Origin of the sequence: Geobacter sp. SVR (assembly GCF_016865365.1) — a bacterium.
GTDB lineage: Bacteria > Desulfobacterota > Desulfuromonadia > Geobacterales > Pseudopelobacteraceae > Pelotalea.
The window spans coordinates 4,133,450-4,157,306 of sequence record NZ_AP024469.1; the positions used below are offsets into that span (position 1 = coordinate 4,133,450).

Here is a 23,857-nt window from a genome sequence, read left to right on the forward strand (position 1 = left end):
CACCGCTTTCAAGGAGTTTACGCCATGAAGATCACCGTCGCCGAGGTAGAATATGTCGCCCGGCTGGCCCGCCTGGACCTGAGCGAAGAAGAGAAAGGCCTTTTTGCTGGACAGATGGATGCCATTCTAGGCTACGTGGAAAAACTCGGGGAACTCGACACCGACGGCATCCAGCCCACCTCGCACGCCGTGCCCATGGAAAATGCCTTCCGTCAGGATCGGGCCGAGCCGTCGATCGGGGTCGAAAAGGCTCTGGCCAACGCACCCAACCGGCTGGAGAGCTTCTACCGGGTACCCAAAGTCATAGAATAGAAAAAGAGGTCGAGGTTGAGGTTACGGTTGAGCATGCAGGCCTATTCTCAACCTTAGCCTCAACCTTAAGCCTTGGTCGGAGACCATATGGAACTTTTTGAATTAACCATACATGAATTGCATGAGAAACTGAAAGCGAAAGAGGTCTCCTCCGTCGAGGTGACCCGGGCCATGCTGACCCGGATCGAGGCGGTGGAACCGAAGATCGGATCGTTCATCACCGTTACGGCAGACCGGGCGCTCTCCGACGCAGCCGAGGCGGACCGCCGCATCGCCGCTGGAGAGATGGAACTGCTGACCGGTATTCCTCTGGCGCTCAAGGACATTTTCCTGACGGAAGGGATCAAAACCACCTGCGGATCGCGCATCCTGCACAACTTCGTGCCCCCTTACAGCGCCACCGCCTATGAGAAGCTGAAGCAGCAGGGGGTGGTGCTGCTCGGCAAGCTGAACCAGGACGAGTTTGCCATGGGGTCGTCCAATGAGTCCAGCGCCTACGGCAGCGTCCGCAATCCGTGGGATACCAGCCGTATTCCGGGGGGATCCTCCGGCGGCTCTGCCACGGCCATTGCCGCACGCCAGGCCGTCGCCACCCTTGGCACGGATACCGGCGGTTCCATCCGTCAGCCCGCCTCGCACTGCGGCTGTGTTGGACTGAAGCCTACTTACGGCCGCGTGTCGCGCTACGGAGTGATCGCCTATGCATCCTCCCTCGATCAGGTCGGACCAATGACCCGCGATGCCACGGACTGCGCGGTCATGCTGTCTGCGGTGGCAGGACACGATCCCAAGGACTCCACCAGCGTCGACACGCCGGTGCCCGACTACCGCGCAGGCCTGACCGGCGACATCAGGGGCATCCGCATCGGCTTGCCGCGTGAGTACTTCATTGCGGGGCTCGACCCGGACGTCAAGGCGAGCATGGATGCCGCCATCCAGACCTACCGCGCCCTGGGTGCCGAATTTGTCGATATCTCGCTGCCCCACACCGACTATGCCGTGGCAACCTACTATCTGATCGCCACTGCCGAGGCCAGCTCCAACCTGGCCCGTTACGACGGGGTCCGCTTCGGCCATCGCGCCGGTGGCGCCGAAAACCTGCTCGAAATGTATGTCAAAAGCCGCAGCGAGGGCTTCGGAGCCGAGGTCAAGCGTCGTATCATGCTCGGTACCTATGCGCTTTCGTCCGGTTATTACGATGCCTATTATGTAAAGGCTCAAAAAGTGCGTACCCTGATCATGAACGACTTCATCCAGGCGTTCCGGAATGTCGACGTGATGCTGACCCCGGTTGCCCCCACCCCTGCCTTCCGCCTGGGGGAGAAGCTCAACGATCCGCTTCAGATGTACCTGTCGGACATTTTCACCATTCCGGTCAACTTGGCCGGTACCTGTGCCATCTCGATACCGGCCGGCCTGAGCAGCGAGCGGCTGCCGATCGGCCTGCAGCTGATCGGCCGGCCATTCGGAGAAGAAACCATCCTGCGGGTGGCCCATGCCTTTGAGCAGGCTACCGAATGGCATACACAGAAGGCAGACATATAAAATCTGTCACAGAGACACCGAGAACTTCGAAATCTGATTTGATGATCTTTTGGTGAACCCGAACAGTTTTTATTCTCCTGCCTTTCCTCTGTGTCTCTGTGGCAGATTTATTGCTTTCAGCCTATTTCCCGGAGTCCACAACCATGAAATTTCAACCTGTCATCGGCCTCGAAGTCCATGTCCAGCTCAAGACCGATTCTAAAATATTCTGCGGATGCTCCACCGCTTTCGGTTCTGCCCCCAACTCCCAGACCTGCCCGGTCTGCCTTGGATTGCCGGGCGCGCTGCCGGTACTGAACGAAAAGGTGGTGGAATTCGCCATCAAGGCCGGCCTCTCCACCAACTGCACGATAGCTCCCCGCAACATCTTTGCCCGCAAGAACTATTTCTATCCCGATCTGCCCAAGGGATATCAGATCAGTCAGTTCGAGGAGCCTATCTGTCAGCGCGGCTGGCTCGATATTCAGGTCGAGGGACAGGAGCCCAAGCGGATCGGCATCACCCGCATCCACATGGAGGAGGACGCTGGCAAGCTGGTGCACGGCGAAATCCCGGGCCTAGAGGAAGGCTCCGGCGTGGATCTCAACCGGGCCTGCACACCGCTCCTGGAGGTGGTGTCCGAACCCGACCTGCGTTCGGCCGACGAGGCAGTCTCCTACCTGAAGCAGCTCCACCAGATCGTCACCTGGCTCGGCATCTGCGACGGCAACATGGAGGAGGGGAGCTTCCGCTGCGATGCCAATGTCTCGGTCATGCCGGTCGGGTCGTCCACCTTTGGCACGCGTGCTGAAATAAAGAACGTCAACTCCTTCCGTTTCGTGAAACAGGCCATCGAGTACGAAATCCAGCGCCAGATCGATCTGATCGAGGACGGTGGCAGGGTGGTCCAGGAAACGCGGCTGTTCGATCCGACCAGCGGCAAGACCCGCTCCATGCGCGGCAAGGAAGAGGCACACGACTACCGCTACTTCCCCGATCCCGACCTGGTGCCGCTGGTGATCGATGATGCCTGGGTGGACCGGGTTCGCTCCGAACTGCCGGAACTGCCGGACCGGATGCGGCAGCGCTTCCTCAGCGACTACGCTCTCCCGCCTTACGATGTCGAGGTGCTGACCGCCAATCGTGCCTTGGCCAGCTTCTTTGAGTCGTCCGTCGAACTGCACGGCAATCCCAAAGCGGTTTCAAACTGGGTCATGGGTGAGATCACCCGCGGCTTGAACGATTCCGGTATTCCGATCGAGCAGTGCCCGATTACGCCCCGCCTGCTGGCGGAACTGCTCAAACTGATCGACAACGGCACCATCTCCGGCAAGATCGCCAAGACGGTTTTCGACGAAATGTGGCAAAGCGGCAAAGAGCCACAGGTAATCGTCGAGGAAAAGGGGCTGGTTCAGGTTTCCGACAGCGGTGCCATCGAAGCGATCATCGACGAGATTCTCAACCGTGAAGCGGGGCAGGTAGCAGAGTACCGCAGCGGCAAGGACAAGCTGTTCGGCTTTTTCGTGGGACAGATAATGAAAGCCAGCAAAGGCAAGGCAAATCCCGCGGTGGTCAATGAACTGCTGCTGAAAAAGCTGAAGGGTTAGGCAAACTCTCCCGATCCATCGCAAACGATGCAGTGGCGGGGCTTGGCAAAAGCGGTTGCGGCCATGCCACTCTTGTGGCAAAATTTCAACTCGTTCGCGAAAACCTCTTCTGAACAAAAGGAGACTCATGAAGGTGCATACCACCCCTCTCAGGATGGTGATAAATCGATGCGTCCCTGGAGGACGCAGTTCCCTTCGGCCGATAATCCTGTTTTCCGCCCGTTTGCTGCTATGCATGATGCTGCTGTTGCCGGGATTCGCCGCCCGGGCGGCCGACAAACCGGCCGGACTGCAGGATGTCGTATCCGCCCTGGAAAGCAGTTATACCACCCTGCAGGATGTCCAGGCCGCGTTCAGCCAGAAGACCGTCATTGCCGCCGTCAAGAAGGAGCAACGCGGAAACGGCGAAGTGCTGCTGAAGCGCCCCGCCTCCTCCACGGCCATGTTCAGGTTCAATTACACCAAGCCGAACCAGCAGATCATTTCCAACGGCAAACAGGTCTGGTTCTACCTTCCCGAGAACAAGCAGGTCATGGTCTCCTCGGTATCGTCCATGTTCAAGGGGGGCAACGCCATCGCCCTCTCCTACCTGACCGGCCTGGGACACGTCTCGCGCGATTTCACGGTCAGTTTCGCCAGAGAGGCGCGCGACAGGGATGGCAACTACCAGCTCGAACTGGTGCCCAAAGCAGCGTCGCCCATGCTCTCCAAACTGCAACTGACCGTTGCGGCCGAGGCCGTTGACATCTACCTCCGGAAGGGCAGCGTCAAGGACATCTTTCCGATCGTTGCGTCGGTCGTCTTTGACGCGGGGGGCAACCAGACCCGCATCGACTATAGCCGCCCCAGGGTGAACAAAGGCATAGACAGCGCCCGATTCAACTTCAAAGTGCCGGAAGGTATCCAAGTCATCAAGCAATAGAATTAAGGTTAAGGCCGAGGTTAAGGATGGGGAACGCCATTGCACATGTTTTTCCTTAACCTTGACCTCGGCCTTAACCTGATTTTTTATCCGGAGGTTCCATCATGCCGTCGTTCGACATCGTATCAAAGGTAGATCTGCAGGAAGTCGACAATGCCGTCAACCAGGCCATCAAGGAGATCGGCCAGCGTTACGACTTCAAAGGGTCCAAAAGCGAGATCACCCAGGAGAAGGACGCCGTCAAGGTGCTGGCTGATGACGATTACAAGCTGAAGGCTGTGATCGACGTGCTGCAGTCGAAATTCCTCAAGCGCAACATCTCCATCAAAGCGCTGCAGTACGGCAAGGCCGAACCGGCCTCCGGCGGCATGGTGCGCCAGATCATCACTATCCAGCAGGGCATCTCCAAGGAGAAGGGCAAGGAAATCATTGCCGTTGTCAAGGAGTCCAAACTCAAGGTCCAGGCCCAGATTCAGGACGACCAAGTGCGGGTGACCGGCAAAAACCGCGACGATCTGCAGGATACCATCCAACTGCTGAAGGGGAAGGACCTGGACATCGAGATGCAGTTCACCAATTTCAGGGATTAAAAACTTGTACGGTGCGTTTTTCCGGTAACCGCACCGCTGCTGTACATCGAAAACCGGCGGGAGATCAATTTTGAACGAGCAGGTAAAACAGAAAGTCAGCATGGTCAGCCTGGGCTGTCCCAAAAATCTGGTCGATGCCGAGGTGATGCTCGGTGTAATGGCCCGGCAGAACTACGAGATCACCACCGATGAAAAAGAGGCCGACGTGATCATCGTCAACACCTGCTCCTTCATCAAGGAGGCCAAGCAGGAGAGTATCGACGCCATCCTCGACCTGGCCGAACGCAAACACGACGGCCGCTGTCACACCCTGATCGTGTCGGGCTGCCTGCCTCAGCGTTACCAAGAGGAACTGGCCCGGGAACTGCCGGAGGTCGACATATTCATCGGCACCGGCGACTATCCGCGCATAGCGGAGATTCTGGCGGAAAAGGGTGCAACCGACGAACAGTTGCGCTATGTGGGGGATCCCGACTACATCTACGACGAGTCCCTGCCGCGTCTGAACTCTTCTCCGGCCTGGTACTCCTACCTCAAGATCGGGGAAGGCTGCTCCAACTGCTGCTCCTACTGCATCATCCCGCAATTGCGGGGCGCCTACCGTTCCCGCCCTCTGGAAGCGCTGGTGGCCGAAGCGGAGGCCCTGGCCGCCCGTGGCGTCAAGGAACTGAACATCATCTCCCAGGATATCACCCGCTACGGCAGCGATCTTGAGGAGGAGATCACCCTGGAGACCCTGCTGCGCCGTCTGGTTGCCATTGACGGCATCCGGTGGGTACGGCTCCTCTACGCCTACCCCGACGGCATCGACGAGGGCCTTATCGCTCTTATCCGCGATGAGCCCAAAATCTGCAAATATCTGGACATCCCGATCCAGCACATCAGCGATCCGGTCCTGCAGCGCATGAAGCGCCGCAGCAGCGAGCAGCAGATCAGAGACCTGATTACCACGCTACGCAGGGAGATTCCGGGAATAGCCCTGCGTACCTCGCTGATCGTGGGCTTTCCCGGGGAGGCGATCGAAGATTTCAACAGCCTGATGGAATTCGTCGAGCAGACCCAGTTCGATCGCCTGGGGGTTTTCTGTTACTCCCGGGAAGAGGGCACCCCTGCTGCCCTGATGCCCAACCAGGTTTCGGAACGGATCAAGCGCGAACGCTACCGCAAGCTGATGCGGACGCAGGCCCGCCTCTCCTTCCGCCGCAACCGCGCCCTCATCGGCCGGACAGAACAGGTCATCGTGGAAGGCTACAGCGAGGAAACCGAACTGCTCCTCAAGGGACGCTCATCCCGGCAGGCCCCCGACATCGACGGGCAGGTCTACATCACTGCCGGCAATGCCGAGGTGGGGGACATCGTCACCCTGAAAATCACCGATTCCTCCGACTACGACCTGATCGGAGAGATCGTGGACTAACGAAAAATGGGGCGGTTCCGCCGCACATGGACACCCCCCTTTACGCTTGACAAGCGATATTTTTTACGTATTATCTTGCCGCCTGAGAAGGGCCACTGAACCTATACTGGAGTCGACATGGCAAACAAGCCGAAAAAAAAATGGAAAGAAATCAGGGACATCCTGCAGCAAATGAAGGAAGACACCCTGCGTGAAATACAGAAAACGCTGAAAAGCGGCACCGAAACCCCGGCCATCGGCGAACCGAGCGGCGATATCTATGACCAGGCCTCATCGGAGCGGGACCGCGAACTGGGACTCTTGCTGGGTGACCGTGATCGCGAGAAACTGCACGCCATTGACGAGGCGCTGCTGCGCATCGACGAGGACGAGTACGGGATCTGCGAAGAATGCGAGGAAGAGATTCCGCTCGGCCGCCTGAAGGCGATGCCCTTTGCCCGCCACTGCGTCAAGTGCAAATCGGACCTGGAAAAACTGCAGGCGCAGACCCGTCGCTTCGAAGAAGACCGCACGTATCGGGAAATCCCTCTCGGCTCCGAAGAGGAAGATGCCTAGCGTTTCACCTTGGAAATCAGCTTCAGCAGCAGTCCCCGCCTGACCTGCATTGCGTCGTAGGGGCACAGCTCGCGGCAGCACCAACAGCGAATACAGCGCCCCGTATCAATCGACAGGGCGCTGTTTTTCATGGTGATAACCCCTGGCGGACAGACATCCCGGCAGATGCCGCACAACCTGCAACGCTCACGATCGGCCTGCGGCCGGGCGGTCAGGTATCGGCGCAACCCCTTCTTCAGGAAAGAGGGCAGACCGAACTGCACGTCCATGCCGGCAGGCAGGCGAAAAGGCCGGATAGTCCAGGTTTCGAGGGGCTCCCCCGCAAACTCCAGCTCCTCCGGACAGACACCGGGCAGCCCCATCCGCTCCGCCTCGCGTTCCACGTGCAGCAGCTCCGGCGCTATACCGGCCAAACGCCCCGCCACCACGTCCACCGCCACGGGGTTCACGCCGGCGATCAGCGCATTCAGGGCGATCGGATCGCCATTGCCCGGCCCGTCCCCCTCCATGGCCATGATTCCATCCACTATGTTCAGCGCAGGCTTTTTCAACAGGTAGATCTCCAACAGCAACCGGGCGAACTGCTGCCGCGATACCCCCGCCTTGAGATGCCAGCCCGCCTTCTCCATGCCGACCACAGCGCCGAACAGATTCTTGACGGCGCAGGTCATGGTCATCATCTCATGGGTCTTGAGCTTGGGAAGATTGATGATCAGGTCCGCTTCCCAGTAAGCCCGCGCCAGACTGATCCGCCTGAAGGTGCCATCCCCCTTCACGTCTACGGTCTGATCGAAATGCACCAAGCCGGCGCCGCTCTCCCTGGCGGCCCGGGCAATACCGGTGCGCTCGGCGACCCGATCAAGCCCGCCGATACCGGGACTGTCGCCGATCAACACCTCTGCGCCAGATTCCCTTACCAAGTCCGCCACGACCTTCACCAGGGCCGGGTGCGTCGTTACCGCCGCTTCCGGCGCCTTGGCCGCCAGCATGTTCGGCTTGAGCAGCACCCGCTTGCCCGGCCCCGCAAAAGACTTCATCCCACCCAGCGGCTCCAGCAGAGCCGTCACCACGCCCCGCAAACGTCCGCTGTCGTAGGTATCACAATACGCCAGGCTGATCCTGTCCTTCATGCCGTCCTTCCTGCCTGCACACACCGGGCCCCAACGGGTTGTGACTCGACAATGCTGAGATAGAATAGTATAAAACGATACATACTCCATTCATGCCCGGAGTTCAACATCGCTCCCTGCCGAAGGGCCGGACGGTGGTGCACGAGGAGGCCGGTCAGTGTCTTTTTGCATGACGTTGCTCGATGGGATTCAAAAAAAACAGAGGCCTCCCAAAAAAATGTTGACTCTTCGTTCACTCGGTTGTATAAAGTATTTCTTCTTCGAGCCGCTAGCTCAGTCGGTAGAGCACCTGACTTTTAATCAGGTGGTCGTTGGTTCGACCCCAACGCGGCTCACCAAACATTACAGGGCGTTACGAGCAGATCGTAACGCCCTTTTTGTTGTCTTCTTTACCACGGCGGGCCAACGGCGGTCCACTGAATTATTCGGTCCGCCTTGACCCGTTTGCTGGCCGATTGCCACGGTTCCCAGTTCAAGCAGCCTTTTTCCAGGCATCTTCCACTGTTTTACCAACCACTTCACTTGCAGTCCTCAATGTATCTTGCTGTAGGTGGGCGTAAGCGCGTTGCGTCACTGCCACACTCGAATGTCCCAACAGGTCTTTGACTTGGTAGATATCAACTCCAGCGTTAACAGCAAGTGACGCAAACGACCGGCGGAGGTCATGCGGTCTGAGGTCGTTGAGTTCTGCCCTTGCCATCGCCCGCGCCAGAGGCTTGCGCACATCAACGAGATGACCGTTTCCTACACGAGCAGGAAAAACCCACGGACAACCGGGCACAGCTTCTGCGTGGATCTTTTTCAGCAATTCGTGTGCAACGCTATTGAGCGATACCATGCGTGAGCGCCCGTTCTTTGTGTACAGCAATCGGATACTCCCCTGATCGAGATCCACTTCCGACCAGGGAAGGCTGAACAACTCCATCTTGCGTACCCCTGTAAGCAGAAGGAGCTTCAGGGCATTCGCTGTAGTCTTGCCTGCCTCAACATCAAGAGCTTCCAAGAAGCGGGTTAACTCTTCTCCGGTGAGGTATCGGTGGCGAGGGTCGGCTTCTTTGTACTTTTTGACACCCTTGACAGGGTTTCGCTCCAAATACCCCCACTGAATCGCCAGAGAGAAAAGCCGGGACAGGAGAGCCAAGTACCGATTGGCCGTTGACGCCGAAAGCTTTTTGTTGATCGCCGCGTGCAGCTGCATCACGTCACGGGTTGTAATCTCGGGAAGAGGAATCTTTCCCATCGCCGCACCGATCTCGCGCCTCAGCTTTGACTCGTCGTCCTGCCAAGAGCGCTTGTGCTGCTGGGCATAGGGTAAGTAGTGCTCCTTGGCGAATTCGCCCAATGTGGGGACGCTACGCACTCGCTTGCGCTCGTCAGCCGGATTCTGGTCATGGGCAAGTTGGCGCTTGTTTTCGTGAACCATCTGCCGAGCATCTGCCACACTGAGACTTGGATATTCACCAAGCTTCATCATCCGCTTGACGCCGCGAAAGCGATAACGATGGTAAAAGTACTTGCGGCCCGACTTGCCGACCGCCAACTTGAGCCCAACAACCTCTGTATCGCTGTATTCCATAGTAGTAGAAGCCGCTCCCTGATCAAGTGGCGGGAGCGCATCAATCTGTCTATGCGAAAATCTGAACTGCCTGACTATGAGGTCTTTCTCCTCGTGCTGCATCCTATGTTTCCTCCTTCGTTGGGACAAAAATGGGCGGAGGTTCCCCTCCGCCCGGACGTGCACATTTAACGGTGGGGTTCCCCACACCGCTGGTTCTCAGTATATCGTGCCAATAAATTCTACATACCAGCCACGGTCCTCCAGACGGACTAACTGTGCACGGTAGAACACTGGCATACCTGTTGAGCACAGATCGTACTCAAACACTCCGTCCTCTAACAGATCAAGAATGCCGTCTTCGGGCATGCCATGGCGTTCAAACTGGCTCCGATCAAGGATAAAACTGCAGTTTCCTTTGAGAGCCTCAAAACATGATACAGATTGAATCAGCTCGAATACCGAATCACCGCACTCGGGGCATATACCAACAACTTTAGCCATACGGTATCGGGGATGCTCTACCTCTGATTCGCTACTTGCTAGGTTGCCAACCAGATTCTCGTTTGTTACTACTTCCTCGTTATTCTGCATTTTGTGTCTCCTTTTTTGTACGCCGCGATGGCGGAATGTGGATGGCTGCCTACACCCGTAAGCCCAATTTTCCGGACACCGGTCGTGTAGAAATGTGGTCAAACTGATTTGTGCCAGGTCCCATAAGGACTTGATCGTAGAATGCAGAAACTACGGTCCGTTGGCGGTCCTCTTGCGAGTTTTGAACTCAAAAACGAGCCCAAAACCACTTTATTGCCGACGAGTAAAAATTGTCTTGCCGGTCCATTTTTCAACGACCACTCCCCCTGTGCTGTGATATGTGACTCCAGCTACAAGCGGCCTGCACAGCAATGACGGGCAGGACTTACTCACAGCGTAGGGGTACTATTTCACAGATATTCAGAGGTCGATTGTCGTCAGCTTGTCGTCGTAAGCAGTGTCAGAATTGTGGATGGTGCCTTGCTGACAAACCGGAATGCTGGAGTGGGCAAATCGCGGAGTTGGTGCAGGTGCTAGAGGCTTCGGATTAGATCCCATTGGTCGAGAGCGAGATCGAACAACTCACGCTCGTCTAGGTAGTGGCCGAAGGTGGCGCGCAATTCATCGCGAGCCAGGAGCAGGTCGTCAGTGGTCAGTTGCAGGGACTCCTCCCGTAGCCTGCGGGCGATTGCTGCCAGGAGGTCACGCATGGTAACGGCGTAGACGACTTCGGTAGGATCGAGGAGCTTGCGGGATAACGTAGTAACAATTTCGTCAGGTGCCATGAAAGTCCTCCGAATAATGGTTATGAAACTTGGCATACCGGTCACGAGGCATCGCGCCTCCCTAACTCGTCAAGGAGCAAAGCGCGAAAGGCAGGGTCAAGCCATACCTCATTCGGCACGAGGAAAGTCAGGCCATATTGGTTGTTGGCCAGCCAGACTGTGAAAAAGCAGTTGGTTTCCCTGTCGAATGACACACCCTCCAAGCGGGCTTCCGCCCATGGCCGCCCCATCAGCTTCAGGGCGTCGGCATCGGTAGTGTGCTGGTTCAGAAGGACTACAAAACCACAGTCGTCGGGGTTGTAGTTGTTGCCGTACGCATCGAGAAGACTGCGCATGGCACGGGTGACGGCACGGCGGTGTTTCGGGGTGAGCTGAGCCTGCTCAACTTCGGTGAGAGAGCGGAAAGTAAGCATGGTTCCTCCTTTGGCGAGTGGTAGTAGCTACTGAGGAAGAATGTCTGCTTGAGATGGTGAGCAGATTCGGTTTTTTGGTACTCGTGAGCCCCAGTTGCCTTTTTGGTGGGGCGGGGTGGGATGTGGGGTCAGGCGGACATGGTTTTTTTTCACCTGTACCAAACCGGAATAGGGGTGGGCGGGAACCAGTTGTATCATTGAGGACAAATCACATGTAAGGCGACAAACTATTTTTTAGTTGACAAACATCGATTAAAATTGTTACTTTCCCTCTCAAGAACACCCTGATCTCCAAGGAGGGGAATATGCACGACTGTAAGCCCTGGGAAACTCACAATGAACTGCAAGAGGACCGCCTGGTCATCCTTGCCAACATGATTGCGCAAGTTCGTCACGAAGCAGTTCTTATGCATGAACCTTCAAAGGGCGACACAAATTGGGGGTTAGGCTGCCGCGCGCACGAAAGAACGTGCCACGCAATCAAAGAGGCCTCTGATTATCATCCGTGGCTTGATGTAATAGATCCCAGTCTGCATTTCGTTTTTTCCATAGGCGGAGTTCCCATAAGGTTCTACAAGGGCGAAGCAGAATCCCCTAATCCTCGTCATCTTAGCCGCAGGTATCCAGAGATAGAAGCACAGCAAACCGCTTTCGCGTTTTTTCATGAGGGCAAAGAATGGTTATGGCGGATGGCCATTGAAACAGACATTGACGGTGAGGTCATGCGCATAGTCATGGTTCAGGTATCCGAAAGTGGTGATATCAAGAGCACGTGGACGATCCCAATGTCTGGAAACGTGTCCATTATTACTCCAATCCATCAGAGGCAACGCGAAGGCGTCGATCTTGAGCCGCCTGTCATTGTTCCTCGCCGTGTAGACACAACAGAAACAAATGCAGGGAATGAATAATGAAACCAGACATGCCCTTTCAGGGCGCACGCTTACGCCTGGCAAGATTGTTCAGCGGATTTACTCTTGCCGATCTAGGAGATAAAGTCTCCGCAACACGTCAGTACATACAACGTCTTGAGGTCACGGCGGATCAGGCACCGAGTTCCGACCTTCTGGCCGCTTTGGCAGAGGTTTTACATGTAGATAGGGAGTTCTTCTTTCTGCCCCTTGTCGATGAGGTCAAAGAAGATCAGGGGCACTTCCGTAAGCTGCAAACGACGCCACAGAATGTTCGACATCGTGTGCTTTCCTATGGGACGATGTTCAATATGATTGTCAGCTATCTGGATACGGTCCTAACTCTTCCTGAAGTAAATATTCCGTCAATATCAGTAGATACTGCCGATGATATCGAGAAGGCTGCTGAAGCATGCCGCGAAAAATGGGGATTATACCTTGATGCACCTATAACTAATCTAACTCGCACGCTCGAACGAGCAGGAGTCGTGGTGACAACTTTCGAAGGAGTGTCAGAGAAAGTAGATGCATTCTCTCTTGTGCGCGGTCGGCCCGTAATTGTAAGAAACATGGACAAAGACAGTACCTCACGAGCCAGATTCGATCTGGCTCACGAGTGCGGCCACTTTGTTATGCATGAAGGCATCGAAACTGGCGATCCTGAGACCGAAACGCAAGCACATCGATTTGCCAGTGCATTCTTGCTCCCACGAGGCGCATTCTACCGGGAATTTCCAAGAACAAGCCAGATCGACTGGCGGGCAATGTTCAAGCTCAAGGAACGATGGGGCGTCAGCGTTCAAGCGATCGTGCGTCGTGCCTACGACTTGGGTATGATAACTGCCGTTCAATACAGGAATGCAAATGTCTACATAAGTAGAAAAGGCTGGAAACGAGGAGAGCCCTGCGAACCCAAGCCGGAATTTCCCGAGATCATTCCGTTAGCGATTCAAGCTCTCAAGGATACTCAAGGAATATCATGTGCCAACATGGCAAAACAGCTGTACATCAGTAAAGAAGTGCTATCGGTGTTTGGCATTGAGTGCTGCGATGAGCCAACTCAGCAACAGAACGTAATATCTCTTGCTGCTCGACGTGCAGCACGTAACGCGTCAACTGCTCACTAAGAGATTTCCCAAAACGATTGTCCAACAACATGATAAAAAACAACGGGCAAGAGCCGTTCAGCTCCTGCCCGTTGTTTTGCATCTGGTGTACAGTGGGGTACACCGGTCTAATCTTTTTCGTATGCTTCAGACATTATCTTCTCCAATTCGAGGTCGTCGGGGCATTCCGCCCCGACTTCTGATTGATTGAGCCCCTAGAGCTGGCATCCGCCAGCCCCAGGGAACCCGACACCGGATCAGGATAGCTCGGCCCGGATACATCTTTCCTACTTACTCTGTCAGATTTCAATTTTATCAAGAATGAGTTCGACGCAGTTGTTGTATTGATGCAGCGCAACACCAAAGCCAAACGCATAAACTTCGTATTCGTAATCTGACATTCCTTCTTTCTTCATTGGAACTATCACACGCCTATTCCCTTCAGCGCTGAGATATTCATTTTGGTAAGCCTCATCGATAATCTGAAGCCACATTTCAGTTTGAACTGATAAGTATGATTGCTTCAAGGCATCCCTTATCCCTTGGCAATAATGCTTATTGTAATTTTTCAGGAAGCCTGCCAGTATAGCCCTCCGCTTTTGCAAACCTTTAGCGGAGCTGTCGAAAACTTCCCCGTTTTTCCTTGCGGTATACTCCTCTTGTATATGCCGCATCATGATGCGCGAAGTGAATACCTTCGTGTCTTTGACGCTTATCATGCCCTTTTTGTTTTTCATTGATGACTCCTTGTTTTCTTTTGATGTTGGTTTAAGTTAGCCCAGTTCAATAAAAACGGAATTGGGACTGCGAGTTTGTCCAAGGGAGCCCCCGACGCAGAAGCTTACTCATTGAAAAAATCGTCTTCGGTAGAGTCAGCTTCAGTTTCCTCAGAAGAAGGTGGAATTGAGCTCGCATCCCCAGTTTCCTGAGACGATCTGGTTGCTTCTGTTTCCTCACCGTCAAGGTCAGCGTTAAGGATGTTGCCATTGACGCCATAAAATCTGACCCATTGATCGCCAGCCGATGCCAGCTTCTGCTTGATCTTCAAACGGCCAGCCTCATGAACGATGAGCAGCCTTTTGCTCCGCAGCTCTTTGACAACATCCTTGATGTTGCTGCCGCCGGTTGCAGCCATCAGTTGATCGTCAGTGAATAGAAACCAGTTGTTTTGCGGGTTTCTGAAGGCCCGTGCGTTGCTGATTCTGGCGTCAGTGTCTCGGATAGAAGGGAAAGACGAGTGATTACGGATCAGGAAGCTTTGCAGTTTAAGAAGTGCCCGGTCGGCGTCACCGATACTTTGGTTTTCGCGCAGCCAGAGGTCGCGGAAGTGGATAACGGCATCTTTAATGTCATCCACTTCAAATGACAGGACGCCAAACTCAATGGCCAGTTCACCTGCAATACGTAGTGCGGCGAAGCGCCTGAACGCCCTGGCTTGCTCTGGCCTGGCGTTTTCCGGAGTAAGTTCCTTTGCGTACTTCTCCAGATCGGCACGGAGTGATTCGATGTTTTCCTCAGGGTAGTCTGCTAAGGCTGCAACAAGGCCCTCCATAAATGCTGGGCCAGCAGTGCCGTAGTACGTCGAGCACATATGTTTCAGATGATTGGCAAACTCTGCTGTCGTCATGCCTTCGGGTGGGGAAGGGAAGATGTCATCTATACGGATGTCGATGATTCTTAGCATCTGTCCGGCTTTGACAGTGCGACCACCCTCCTCGATGGCCTGCCGCATCGACTTTTCGCCATTCGACAAAATGTTACCCCGCCAAGTTCGAACTTGACGGATCTTCCTGTTGGACGTCAGCGTTGACTTTCCTTGACCACCGGCAACGGTGTAGACATCAACACCCAAATCTGTGCCATTGTATGTCCCCAACTCATCGAGTGCGGTCAGCAGATCGGAATGCACGGCAGCGATTGCCTCCAGAGCGTTTGCTGTAGAGTTCCAACGTTGAGCGAAGGAGTTGACAGAATCAATCGCCGGGTCACTTCCGCAACCCCACACTGAAGCTGCAACCTGAAGAGCCGTAGTCTTTCCGCGTGAAGAATGACCATAGATGTGGAAACCACCGCCATCAAGGCCAAGGATCTTGAGCAGAGGCCCGGTCAATGCCAGCAGAATGCAGTTGAGAAGAATACTGTTGCCCTTGGTGTGTGCAGCGATATTCTCCTGCCATTCTTCAAGTGCCCCCTGGCGGGTGATGCTCCGCACGGTTTTGCTGTTCTGCTCGGGTTCATAAGCGATAGTTTCGCCGAGTGTCTTCCCGAAAACCTGACTGGGCAGAACAAACACGTGCATGCTGTCAACCCAGCCACTGTTTACAACGCGCAACAGCCTTGTTACCGGATGGCAACATTGCAGATACTTGACTAGCGATTTCTCCATTCCTGGGCACAGGCCCAGGCCGTTGTCAACCAGTTGCCTGACTGCGGTCAAGCCGCCGCCCAGCAACTCAGAGCTCGGGATGTTGATCTTGTGCGTCCGCCCGTCGCGGTCTTCGAACTTCACTACAAGGTTCCAGCTTGAGTTGTCAGCTGTGCGGGAAAAGGCTGTGACAATGATTGGTGTTGTTGTCACCTTGGCAGTCCCTCCCTCCTTGTCTGGGCCGATAAGGCATTCGCCATCAAAGCCGAAATCCTCCGGCATCGTGTAATCATCTTCTAAGATCGTCATTTCATCGCTCCTTTAGTGATTCTGATTGAGACTTGCTGCCGGTGGCTGATGACTCCATCTATGCGTCACCTCCTTTCTTATCATTCAGTCACATAGGCGGGCTTGTCGTGTACGGTCACTCTTTCACAGCGGGAGAGAGAGGGATTGTCGCCAGCTTGATTTTTTAAGAAGCGTCAGAAACAGAAGAGGGGTACCAATTTCTCGGTACCCCTCTCATCCCACCTTTACGGTGTAGTCTGCTACCTGTACTCTGATTTTAGAGCAACTCAGCCTCTGGTCCATTTACTCGACCCAAAAAGTTCTGCAAGTCCCGTTTCCTCAGCCAGCGATAGATAGTTTCTTGCGTCAGTGTGTCCGATTTCATGCGGTCTTCTTCAGTCTTTTCTGCTTTCTTGATTAGGCCAATCTCAACGCCAAAGTTGAAGAGCTCAGAATGAATCAATCCTGCGGCAGTAAAGTATCCTACCTGCACTTCACTCCTGCTTACAAGCCTGTCGTAAAGTTGAAAAGCTTTCTCGCGTAGCGGTTGGTATTTTGAGCTGTTACCAGCCCCACCCTTTGTCGCTCGAACCTGGAGATTTTCCCTTCTCCGTTCTTCGTGCTCTTCAGCAGTGAAGAATTCATGTGTACGCTTGAACTCAGCATAGCCGACAACCAGCGATTCAGCTGCCTCGATTGTCGCGTCGGAAGCCAGTGCGGTCGCAGCGACCTCCACTGAGCCGAATTTTTCCAGGTGTGCTGTTGTAATATTCCGTCCGGCCAGGAATTCAAAGGCATAGGAGGCCTTCGACGCAGCAAATGCAGCGAAGACCTGCAAGACGTCAAGGTCTTCTGGAACGATGTAACTCTCGAAGCTCGATTCGTCGGAGAACAATCTCATCGAATTGTAGATTCCTTTGAAAATATCCAGAGATGAATCCTTGCCGTATTCAGGCTTGATATTGACCAACGAGGAAAAAAAATCGATCCTTTCTTCGATCATGATGATCAAGTCAAAGACCTGGTCTTCATTCAGTCGTGCCAGCAGATCCCAGGCATGCTTGTTGATGGAGATTATTTTTTTAGCCAGAGCGCTTGCAGTAGGCTCAGGGGCCATCCAGTGGAATTTCAGTGAGGACGGTATCATTGCAGCTCCTTTCAGTTCTGTTTCATTGCTGTAGCCTTGGCCAAGGTCATCAGTGTCAGAACAGTAACAGTAGCAACACCGCCCGTCAATACAAAAAGTGCAATAAAAACAATAGCATAAGCATAAATCTCGGGGCGTTCCCCGATTTGTGCCCGCGCAGTGCCCAGTGCTCGGGGCTAAAAAAATCACCCCCATGAGTACGCAGCAATCTTGTTCATGACCTGATTGCAGACTGGTGTTGGTGGTGTTCGTGGCCGGACCAGCTGTAGCAAGCAAACACGCGTTCCCGGTCACGTTCCCGAAAGTTTGTAGTGGGATACGGTGTCGGGTGCGGGTGTCCTCGCCATCTCTTTCATCCTGGATGCCCCGGTTCCCAGTGGGAGAGAGCGTCTATTCCCGTTTCTGCGAGACGAACGCCTCCGTGACGCATAGCCCTTGGTCGCGAGAAAGCCGTTCCCGGCGCATTCCCGCTGCCATGTCCCTCTGTCACTGGGGTCGAAAACGGGGTTGGCAGGGGTGAGCTTACCCCGTTTTCCCGACAGCCCCGCTTACAATCGGAATCTCTCTGCGGGGATATTCCGGGGAGACAGTAAGACAATTCATTCGCCTAATATTGACAATGTCGTTTCTGGTGTCCCGAGGAACAGTGTGGTAGGCACACGCCGTAAAGGTGAGATCGGAGATGGAAAGGAAACACAGAGAGGAGATGCTGACGTTTGTGCTGGTGGTCTCGCTTCTTTGACAACATGAAGTCCTAATAATAAGAAACGAGGGAGTCTCGGAAGACCCCCTCTGTCGGTTACTCGAAGTCAGGACTGCAAGCGACTTCTGCAAGTGAACTCTCAATGCTGCCGGGTTTGTAACTGACGTAGTTCTCTTTGAGTTTGCCTTCGCTGATGTCTTTCTTGGCTGCAACGTGCTTTGCCCAGACAGTTTTCATTTTGCTGGAATTGCACTTGACGTGGGCGGTCGTGTGTGACAGCACGGGACGGTCTGCCTTCTTCATGTGACCGAACGCGGCCTTGCTCCCCGCCTCGCTGTACTGGATGAGAGCGTCAAATCCGATGCTGCCGTCTGCGTTGGTTGTCTTCGACTCCTTGACGACGTACAGTGTTACCTTGTCGTTACCACCTGCCGGGATGAGTTGGCTCTTGTTGAAAGATATCCCACCTGCATTTGCTGCTGTTGCGATCGTCAATAGTGCAATGGTGATGATTGTATGTCTCATTTTCTTCCTCCTTCGGGTATTGTGAGCAACTAATGAGTAATAAGATTAGAACCACTCAGAAATCTTGTTCTGAGCTTTACGTTTATGCTCGGAAGTAATGCAAGCTCCTACTGTAGCTATGGCCCCAGCCAATACAGTAAGATCATCAGTGAATCCGACAATCGGTACAACATCAGGAATTGCATCGACAGGAGATACAAAGTACCCGAGAGCCCCGACGATGACTGTTTTAGCCCATAATGGTGTCTCAGGGTCTTGCAACGTGTAGAACAGAATCAAGGCCTTCTCGATGAGTTCCTTGCCCGCCTTCTTGGCAAAGTTCCCAATCTTCTCCCAGAAACTACCCTCGTCATAACTTACAGAATAATCAGCTCCCATCGGCCAAACCTCCTCGATTAATTTGAATGTCAGCAATTACAACTGACAAACATCAAAAACTTGATCCCAAAAACAATCTCACAATGTGACTTTAAGCTATAAATCAATCTTATTGTCGGGCCAATCTATCTAATTGTGTGATTTTGTCAATATAATAGAAACCGCGTTTCGTTCTAATCCCTCTCAAAGAAGCTGATTATGAAGCCTTTAGGGAGGCGTCATGAAAACGACTCGGGAACTCCTTGGCGCACGAATCAAGGAACTGCGCAAGCGAAGAGGGCTTACGCAGGAACAGCTTGCGGAGAAAGTTGACTTAGCGACAAGGTATATCAGCTTGATAGAAGTGGGCCGCAGCTCTCCATCATTGGAAACCATCGAAAACATCGCCAATACGTTGGAAGTGGAGTTGAAGGATTTGTTCGACTACATGCACCTTGATCCGGAAAGGGTTGCACCGGTAGAACTGGGGAAGAGCTTGGATGAAATTGACGAGCCTAGCCGCAAGCTGCTCTACAGAATTGCACGACTGATGGCAAGGTAACGCACTGGTCAAAAACGAGGTCAAGCCCGAACGTCGGTCCATCGGCGGGCCAAGTGCGGTGGCTGGAAAGCGGAGACAAAAGGTAATTTGATGATTTTACAGAGGATTTCCACTCGTGCAAGCTGCAACGGCGGGAGGGCGTGAAACTCCTTGCTATTTAACGTTTTTGACGTTATTGTATCGAAAAACTGACTCAAGCAGAAACTGGCAACTACCAAAGATTACTAGTGTTTTGTACAGCAGGCAGGAATAGCGATGGCTTTTGTTCCTGGAACTTTTAATCAGGTGGTCGTTGGTTCGACCCCAACGCGGCTCACCAAGCATTCAAGGATCTGACAGTCACTGTCAGATCCTTTTTTGTTATCAGCTTTGCCCGCACCCAGCCCGGGCGGACGAAGCTGGACAGGAGGTGCAGATGGACCCACATACGGGCGTGATGGCCGAAAGGGATTTTGTCCGAGCCCTGAAGGAGCTCGATGACAGAAACGTCCTGACGGCATTGGCCTGCCTGGAACGCGCACTGGCGGTTCGCGACGATCCCCATTGGTATTCCCGCCTCGGCTTCTGCATCGCCAAGGAACGCGGCCATGTGACCCGGGGGATTGAACTGTGCAATGCAGCACTGGAACATGAACCGGAAGATGCGGTACACCACCTTTATCTTGGCAAGATCCACCTGCTGGCAGGACAAAAAAACGAGGCCCTTCAAGTTTTCAGGCAGGGAATGGCCGTGGGAGGCAACCCCGAGATAGAGGCGGCACTCAAGGCCATCGGCACCAGGAAGCGGCCGGTGATTTCCTTCCTGCCGCGCGACAACCCGCTAAACAAGCACCTGGGAATACTGCTGGCACGCCTTGGAATACGATAGTGCACAGGGGCGGCAGAAGCCTCCCTCTCTGCCCTCTCGAAAAAAACAACACCTCCAAAAAAAAGTGTTGACTCCGCCGCCAGCTTCCGGTATAAGTTGAGGTCTGTCGTGCCTGATTGGGCCCGGACCGCTTTAGCGGAACAGGTGCGATAATCAAAGAAACGTCCCCTTCGTCTAGCCCGGCCCAGGACACCGCCCTTTCACGGCGGCGACACCGGTTCAAATCCGGTAGGGGACGCCAACTTCAAGAAGGCCGCTTTTCATACGAGAAGCGGCCTTTTTTTTGATATCCGACATTTGATTCTGCAATGACATCAAGAGGCCAGCCCCCCCAGAATGGGTTCGAGTACAGCTTTTTGCGGTGTCGAGATATCCCTCTGCTTTACCCTCTCAGATGTTCCATCCTGACCTCCAGGTCCGTCAGCTCAGAACGGAGCGTATTGCTCATCCTCACTGATGGCCCCATCGAGCTTGTCATCCGCTCCTACCAGACCTCCAGGCGCTGCTTCTGTTGGACCAAGGCATTGACGCTGCTTCCTCTCTTCTGCTGTTGCCTGGCTCAAAACCTCCACGATCCATTCAACGACCTCGTTGTTGATCGTCAATTGTTTCAATGACTGCATGAGCTGATCATGGATCTTTTCTCTCTCGCACTTGTCCGGGAATATTTGCTGTTGTGTGGGCCTTTACGCTGATTCGCAAATGGCTTTCGCGTGGACTATCTAAAAAAGCGATGCAACGAATAACAACAGTGCGTGACGGGCGTGATTGATTTTGTGAAATGGGTTTCGTCGTGGTAAAATTTGCCGCAATCTTCATTAAGCTGATAAGACGTACCCGGAGACCCGATTGACTGAGAAACGGCGAAAACTGATCTACACCCTATCTCCCACGATTTTTCTGACACGCCTTGCGGGCACCGTAATCCTGGTGAATTCATTTGTAGTCCTGATCGTTGCCCTGTCTGCGCATCAGTCCAAAATTCACTATCAGGAGCAGGCTCGCATAGCGACCCGGAACATCTCGAGTGCGCTTGAACAAACCATTATCAGCAATTTCGAAAAAACCGACCTGGCGCTTACCTCATTGGTGGACGACATCGTTGGAATGAAATCCGCTTCGAGAATCGATGAACGAAGAATCAACAACCATTTGAAGAAGATGCATGTGCGCATGCCGTTTATCGATACCCTCAGATATGTGAACAGTAAGGGTGACGCCCTGTTGGACAGCCCCGATTCTACGGTGAATATCGGCGATCGCGATTATTTCGTCGAGTTGCGGGACAATCCCACTGCGCAGATGGTTATATCCAAACCGGTCAAAGGGCTGATCACCGGAAAATGGACCATCCATCTGGCCAGGCGCATCAATTTTCCGGACGGTACCTTCGGCGGCATCATAAGCGCCGGAATTTTTCTGGATTCCTACTACGCATTGTTCTCGACGATAACTCTGGGCGATCGTGGCGTCATATCCCTGCGGGACAAGGATAGAGGCATCGTTGCACACTATCCCACCCTGCCGGGCGGAGTCAGTGAGGTAGGCAGAACATCCATATCGAGCGAATTGAGGCGTCTCATGGATGCGGGGCAGACGGCGGCCGCCTATACCGCGATCGCAGGCACCGACCATCTGGAGCGAACCTACTATTACAGGAAGTTGTCGAAATATCCGTTCCATCTCCTCGTAGGATTGTCTACCGATGATTATCTGCTCGGCTGGAGGCACGCCCAGGTCAAGCATGGCTTGATCGTCGCGGTGTTCTTTCTTTTTACCCTGTATGCCTCGCGATTGATCTATCGCGACTGGAAAACCGGTAAAATGAACATGGCTGCGCTGGAGAATTCGAACACGATGCTCCTCAAGCAGCAGAACGAACTGGAGCTGGCCGCCCAGGTATTTGAGCAGAGCAGGCAGTGCATGGTGATAACTGATCCGGAAGGTGTCATTCTGAGGGTCAACAGATATTTCACCGAAGTAACCGGGTACACCCCTGAAGAGGCTATTGGCAAGACTCCGCGCGTGCTCAAATCCAACAGGCATGATGCTGCCTTCTACGAGTCTCTCTGGAAGAGGCTGATAGAAGAAGGCGAATGGATGGGAGAAATCTGGAACCGGAAGAAGAACGGCGACGGTTTCGCCTGTCTTCTGAACATATCCTCGGTTCGCAACACTGCAGGCACGATTGTGAATTACATCGGCATAAACGAGGATATAACCGAACAGAAGCTGTCATCGGAACGGATCTACAATCTCGCGCATTACGACATCCTGACCGGCCTGCCCAATCGCCGTCTGTTCAACGATCGTTTTTCCCATGCCATCCAGCAGGCCGACAGGCATAAACGGCAGCTCGCAATCCTGCTGCTCGATATCGACAATTTCAAAAACATCAACGACACGCTCGGGCATCAGGCGGGAGATCTCCTGTTGCAGATCGTGGCGGACCGGATAAAGGATTGTCTGCGCAATCTCGATACCGTTGCGCGGCTTGGGGGGGACGAGTTCGTCATACTGCTTGAGGAGATCAGCGGAGCACTCGGAGTGAAGCGGGTCGCCTGGAAGATTATCAATGCCGTATCGGAGCCGATCATGCTCCAGGGCTCGCGGGTCCACGTAGGGGTGAGCATCGGGGCGTGTACCTATCCCGATGACGGCCAAGATGCCGCCATCCTGTTCAAGAATGCCGATACGGCCATGTACCGCGCCAAGGCCGCCGGCAAGAATAATTGCCAGTTCTTTGACGCCGAGATGGCCCAGCAGGCGCTGAAGCGTCTCTCCGTGGAATCGGATCTCCGCATGGCCATTCCGAACGAGTTGTTCCTGCTGTACCAGCCGCAAGCGGAGATCGGCAGCGACAGGATCGTCGGGGTCGAAGCGCTTGTCCGATGGCGCCATCCGCAGAGGGGAATCATCGGACCGAACGAATTCATCCCGATTGCCGAAGAGATCAGCATGATCAATCAACTGGGAGAATGGGTGCTGCTCACGGCCTGCCGTCAGGCGGCTCGATGGTATCACGAAGAGTGCCTGTCGTTGCGCGTCGCGGTCAATATTTCAGCCCATCAGTTGATGCGGGACAATTTTGTGAGCATGCTCGAGAGCATTCTCTACGAATGCTGCCTGCCTCCATCGCTGCTGGAACTGGAACTTACCGAATCAGTGCTGATGTCGAATGTCGAGGGAATCATCGTCCTGCTGCAACGCCTGAAAAAATTGGGGCTCAGTATTGCGCTGGATGACTTTGGCACCGGCTATTCGTCACTTGCGTACCTGAAAAGGCTGCCGATCGATCGCCTCAAGATCGATCGTTCCTTTATTCAGGATCTCCCCGGGGACAAGGATGACGTTGCGATTACCCGTACGATCATTGCAATGGCGCGCAGCCTCAATCTCGGAGTAATCGCCGAAGGTGTCGAGCATGTATCCCAATTCGATTTCCTGAAAAAGGAGGGCTGCGAGGAGTTTCAGGGATATGCCCTGGCCAAACCGCTGCCTCCGGAAGACGTAGCACACCTGATCAAACAGACCCGGGCGGCCGGAGTGATGCGCGCATTGGAATACAATGCTCATGGAGCTGTCTTGTTGTGATTGTGAACCGGCTTGAAAATCCGTTTTCCGGGTTTCACCACGTTGCACGTGATCCGTATGAATTGGTGCATGAATGAAGTTCCACGT

General features: G+C 54.1%; 23 protein-coding genes and 2 tRNA genes. 14 read left to right on the forward strand and 11 right to left on the reverse strand.

Features of this window, described 5'->3' with window-relative positions:
• Positions 1–24 precede the first annotated feature (24 nt).
• The 7 genes from gatC to GSVR_RS19445 all read left to right on the forward strand — a co-directional run bounded on the left by gatC (position 25) and on the right by GSVR_RS19445 (position 6,927).
• Complete coding sequence (gene gatC, locus GSVR_RS19415; RefSeq protein ID WP_173195455.1) at positions 25–312, forward strand: Asp-tRNA(Asn)/Glu-tRNA(Gln) amidotransferase subunit GatC; 288 nt, start codon at positions 25–27, stop codon at positions 310–312.
• Positions 313–399: 87 nt separating this feature from the next.
• The gene (gene gatA / locus GSVR_RS19420; RefSeq protein WP_173195456.1) at positions 400–1,857 is read left to right on the forward strand and encodes an Asp-tRNA(Asn)/Glu-tRNA(Gln) amidotransferase subunit GatA; all 1,458 of its coding nucleotides are present in this window, start codon (positions 400–402) and stop codon (positions 1,855–1,857) included.
• Between the two features lie 143 nt (positions 1,858–2,000).
• Positions 2,001–3,443 carry an Asp-tRNA(Asn)/Glu-tRNA(Gln) amidotransferase subunit GatB gene (gene gatB / locus GSVR_RS19425; RefSeq protein ID WP_173195457.1) on the forward strand — a complete coding sequence of 481 codons (1,443 nt, stop codon included), beginning with the start codon at positions 2,001–2,003 and terminating at the stop codon, positions 3,441–3,443.
• Between the two features lie 127 nt (positions 3,444–3,570).
• Complete coding sequence (locus tag GSVR_RS19430) at positions 3,571–4,365, forward strand: outer membrane lipoprotein carrier protein LolA (protein WP_239077390.1); 795 nt, start codon at positions 3,571–3,573, stop codon at positions 4,363–4,365.
• Positions 4,366–4,469: 104 nt separating this feature from the next.
• Positions 4,470–4,955, forward strand: a complete 486-nt coding sequence (locus GSVR_RS19435) for a YajQ family cyclic di-GMP-binding protein (RefSeq protein ID WP_173195458.1) — start codon at positions 4,470–4,472, stop codon at positions 4,953–4,955.
• A gap of 100 nt (positions 4,956–5,055) precedes the next feature.
• Positions 5,056–6,372 (forward strand): 30S ribosomal protein S12 methylthiotransferase RimO, encoded by a 1,317-nt coding sequence (gene rimO, locus GSVR_RS19440; RefSeq protein ID WP_173195912.1) that lies wholly within the window; start codon positions 5,056–5,058, stop codon positions 6,370–6,372.
• Between the two features lie 117 nt (positions 6,373–6,489).
• Entirely contained in the window at positions 6,490–6,927 is a 438-nt protein-coding gene (locus GSVR_RS19445) for a TraR/DksA family transcriptional regulator (RefSeq protein WP_173195459.1), read from the forward strand.
• On the opposite strand, the gene GSVR_RS19450 is transcribed toward GSVR_RS19445, so the two are convergent.
• Positions 6,924–8,057 (reverse strand): DUF362 domain-containing protein, encoded by a 1,134-nt coding sequence (locus tag GSVR_RS19450; protein WP_173195460.1) that lies wholly within the window; start codon positions 8,055–8,057, stop codon positions 6,924–6,926. The two genes, GSVR_RS19445 and GSVR_RS19450, sit on opposite strands and share 4 nt — an antisense overlap.
• 262 nt (positions 8,058–8,319) lie before the next feature.
• Between GSVR_RS19450 and GSVR_RS19455 the strand changes: the two genes are divergently transcribed.
• A tRNA-Lys gene (locus tag GSVR_RS19455) sits at positions 8,320–8,395 on the forward strand.
• Between the two features lie 134 nt (positions 8,396–8,529).
• Here the strand turns inward: GSVR_RS19455 and GSVR_RS19460 are convergent.
• The 4 genes from GSVR_RS19460 to GSVR_RS19475 all read right to left on the reverse strand — a co-directional run bounded on the left by GSVR_RS19460 (position 8,530) and on the right by GSVR_RS19475 (position 11,344).
• Positions 8,530–9,735, reverse strand: coding sequence for a site-specific integrase (locus tag GSVR_RS19460; RefSeq protein ID WP_173195461.1), 1,206 nt, complete (start codon positions 9,733–9,735; stop codon positions 8,530–8,532).
• Positions 9,736–9,831: 96 nt separating this feature from the next.
• Complete coding sequence (locus tag GSVR_RS19465) at positions 9,832–10,206, reverse strand: hypothetical protein (protein WP_173195462.1); 375 nt, start codon at positions 10,204–10,206, stop codon at positions 9,832–9,834.
• Between the two features lie 473 nt (positions 10,207–10,679).
• Positions 10,680–10,931: a hypothetical protein gene (locus GSVR_RS19470; RefSeq protein WP_173195463.1), complete on the reverse strand. Its 252-nt coding sequence runs from the start codon at positions 10,929–10,931 to the stop codon at positions 10,680–10,682.
• Positions 10,932–10,972: 41 nt separating this feature from the next.
• Positions 10,973–11,344, reverse strand: a complete 372-nt coding sequence (locus GSVR_RS19475) for a hypothetical protein (protein ID WP_173195464.1) — start codon at positions 11,342–11,344, stop codon at positions 10,973–10,975.
• A 305-nt stretch (positions 11,345–11,649) separates the two neighbouring features.
• Here GSVR_RS19475 and GSVR_RS19480 point away from each other — a divergent pair, with 305 nt between their 5' ends.
• Both GSVR_RS19480 and GSVR_RS19485 read left to right on the forward strand, forming a co-directional pair.
• Positions 11,650–12,255: a hypothetical protein gene (locus GSVR_RS19480; protein WP_173195465.1), complete on the forward strand. Its 606-nt coding sequence runs from the start codon at positions 11,650–11,652 to the stop codon at positions 12,253–12,255.
• Complete coding sequence (locus GSVR_RS19485; protein ID WP_173195466.1) at positions 12,255–13,382, forward strand: ImmA/IrrE family metallo-endopeptidase; 1,128 nt, start codon at positions 12,255–12,257, stop codon at positions 13,380–13,382. The genes GSVR_RS19480 and GSVR_RS19485 overlap by 1 nt, the downstream gene beginning before the upstream one ends.
• A gap of 278 nt (positions 13,383–13,660) precedes the next feature.
• Here GSVR_RS19485 and GSVR_RS19490 read toward each other — a convergent pair whose 3' ends face one another.
• From GSVR_RS19490 to GSVR_RS19510, 5 genes are all read right to left on the reverse strand, one after another.
• Positions 13,661–14,098, reverse strand: coding sequence for a hypothetical protein (locus tag GSVR_RS19490; RefSeq protein WP_173195467.1), 438 nt, complete (start codon positions 14,096–14,098; stop codon positions 13,661–13,663).
• 104 nt (positions 14,099–14,202) lie between these two features.
• Positions 14,203–16,035, reverse strand: a complete 1,833-nt coding sequence (locus GSVR_RS19495; protein WP_173195468.1) for a DUF927 domain-containing protein — start codon at positions 16,033–16,035, stop codon at positions 14,203–14,205.
• 256 nt (positions 16,036–16,291) lie between these two features.
• Complete coding sequence (locus tag GSVR_RS19500; protein ID WP_173195469.1) at positions 16,292–17,161, reverse strand: hypothetical protein; 870 nt, start codon at positions 17,159–17,161, stop codon at positions 16,292–16,294.
• A 799-nt stretch (positions 17,162–17,960) separates the two neighbouring features.
• The gene (locus GSVR_RS19505; protein ID WP_173195470.1) at positions 17,961–18,389 is read right to left on the reverse strand and encodes a hypothetical protein; all 429 of its coding nucleotides are present in this window, start codon (positions 18,387–18,389) and stop codon (positions 17,961–17,963) included.
• 45 nt (positions 18,390–18,434) lie between these two features.
• A complete protein-coding gene (locus tag GSVR_RS19510) occupies positions 18,435–18,767 on the reverse strand; it encodes a YkvA family protein (protein ID WP_173195471.1) in 333 nt (110 codons plus the stop codon).
• Positions 18,768–18,987: 220 nt separating this feature from the next.
• Here GSVR_RS19510 and GSVR_RS19515 point away from each other — a divergent pair, with 220 nt between their 5' ends.
• From GSVR_RS19515 to GSVR_RS19525, 3 genes are all read left to right on the forward strand, one after another.
• On the forward strand, positions 18,988–19,308 hold the full coding sequence (locus GSVR_RS19515) for a helix-turn-helix domain-containing protein (protein WP_173195472.1): 321 nt from the start codon (positions 18,988–18,990) through the stop codon (positions 19,306–19,308).
• 415 nt (positions 19,309–19,723) lie between these two features.
• On the forward strand, positions 19,724–20,176 hold the full coding sequence (locus GSVR_RS19520; protein ID WP_173195473.1) for a tetratricopeptide repeat protein: 453 nt from the start codon (positions 19,724–19,726) through the stop codon (positions 20,174–20,176).
• 163 nt (positions 20,177–20,339) lie between these two features.
• Positions 20,340–20,417 (forward strand) — tRNA-Glu (locus GSVR_RS19525).
• A gap of 184 nt (positions 20,418–20,601) precedes the next feature.
• Here GSVR_RS19525 and GSVR_RS19530 read toward each other — a convergent pair.
• Complete coding sequence (locus GSVR_RS19530) at positions 20,602–20,799, reverse strand: hypothetical protein (RefSeq protein ID WP_173195474.1); 198 nt, start codon at positions 20,797–20,799, stop codon at positions 20,602–20,604.
• Positions 20,800–21,025: 226 nt separating this feature from the next.
• On the opposite strand from GSVR_RS19530, the gene GSVR_RS19535 reads away from it, so the two are divergent.
• Positions 21,026–23,770 carry an EAL domain-containing protein gene (locus tag GSVR_RS19535; protein WP_173195475.1) on the forward strand — a complete coding sequence of 915 codons (2,745 nt, stop codon included), beginning with the start codon at positions 21,026–21,028 and terminating at the stop codon, positions 23,768–23,770.
• Positions 23,771–23,857: the final 87 nt, after the last annotated feature.

What these genes read in the sequence shown, in the direction of transcription:
- gatC (WP_173195455.1), top strand. Translation starts at nt 25, where the DNA reads ATGAAGATCACCGTCGCCGAGGTAGAATATGTCGCCCGGCTGGCCCGC.
- gatA (WP_173195456.1), top strand. Translation starts at nt 400, where the DNA reads ATGGAACTTTTTGAATTAACCATACATGAATTGCATGAGAAACTGAAA.
- gatB (WP_173195457.1), top strand. Translation starts at nt 2,001, where the DNA reads ATGAAATTTCAACCTGTCATCGGCCTCGAAGTCCATGTCCAGCTCAAG.
- GSVR_RS19430 (WP_239077390.1), top strand. Translation starts at nt 3,571, where the DNA reads ATGAAGGTGCATACCACCCCTCTCAGGATGGTGATAAATCGATGCGTC.
- GSVR_RS19435 (WP_173195458.1), top strand. Translation starts at nt 4,470, where the DNA reads ATGCCGTCGTTCGACATCGTATCAAAGGTAGATCTGCAGGAAGTCGAC.
- rimO (WP_173195912.1), top strand. Translation starts at nt 5,056, where the DNA reads ATGGTCAGCCTGGGCTGTCCCAAAAATCTGGTCGATGCCGAGGTGATG.
- GSVR_RS19445 (WP_173195459.1), top strand. Translation starts at nt 6,490, where the DNA reads ATGGCAAACAAGCCGAAAAAAAAATGGAAAGAAATCAGGGACATCCTG.
- GSVR_RS19450 (WP_173195460.1), bottom strand. Translation starts at nt 8,057, where the DNA reads ATGAAGGACAGGATCAGCCTGGCGTATTGTGATACCTACGACAGCGGA.
- GSVR_RS19460 (WP_173195461.1), bottom strand. Translation starts at nt 9,735, where the DNA reads ATGCAGCACGAGGAGAAAGACCTCATAGTCAGGCAGTTCAGATTTTCG.
- GSVR_RS19465 (WP_173195462.1), bottom strand. Translation starts at nt 10,206, where the DNA reads ATGCAGAATAACGAGGAAGTAGTAACAAACGAGAATCTGGTTGGCAAC.
- GSVR_RS19470 (WP_173195463.1), bottom strand. Translation starts at nt 10,931, where the DNA reads ATGGCACCTGACGAAATTGTTACTACGTTATCCCGCAAGCTCCTCGAT.
- GSVR_RS19475 (WP_173195464.1), bottom strand. Translation starts at nt 11,344, where the DNA reads ATGCTTACTTTCCGCTCTCTCACCGAAGTTGAGCAGGCTCAGCTCACC.
- GSVR_RS19480 (WP_173195465.1), top strand. Translation starts at nt 11,650, where the DNA reads ATGCACGACTGTAAGCCCTGGGAAACTCACAATGAACTGCAAGAGGAC.
- GSVR_RS19485 (WP_173195466.1), top strand. Translation starts at nt 12,255, where the DNA reads ATGAAACCAGACATGCCCTTTCAGGGCGCACGCTTACGCCTGGCAAGA.
- GSVR_RS19490 (WP_173195467.1), bottom strand. Translation starts at nt 14,098, where the DNA reads ATGAAAAACAAAAAGGGCATGATAAGCGTCAAAGACACGAAGGTATTC.
- GSVR_RS19495 (WP_173195468.1), bottom strand. Translation starts at nt 16,035, where the DNA reads ATGACGATCTTAGAAGATGATTACACGATGCCGGAGGATTTCGGCTTT.
- GSVR_RS19500 (WP_173195469.1), bottom strand. Translation starts at nt 17,161, where the DNA reads ATGATACCGTCCTCACTGAAATTCCACTGGATGGCCCCTGAGCCTACT.
- GSVR_RS19505 (WP_173195470.1), bottom strand. Translation starts at nt 18,389, where the DNA reads ATGAGACATACAATCATCACCATTGCACTATTGACGATCGCAACAGCA.
- GSVR_RS19510 (WP_173195471.1), bottom strand. Translation starts at nt 18,767, where the DNA reads ATGGGAGCTGATTATTCTGTAAGTTATGACGAGGGTAGTTTCTGGGAG.
- GSVR_RS19515 (WP_173195472.1), top strand. Translation starts at nt 18,988, where the DNA reads ATGAAAACGACTCGGGAACTCCTTGGCGCACGAATCAAGGAACTGCGC.
- GSVR_RS19520 (WP_173195473.1), top strand. Translation starts at nt 19,724, where the DNA reads ATGGACCCACATACGGGCGTGATGGCCGAAAGGGATTTTGTCCGAGCC.
- GSVR_RS19530 (WP_173195474.1), bottom strand. Translation starts at nt 20,799, where the DNA reads ATGCAGTCATTGAAACAATTGACGATCAACAACGAGGTCGTTGAATGG.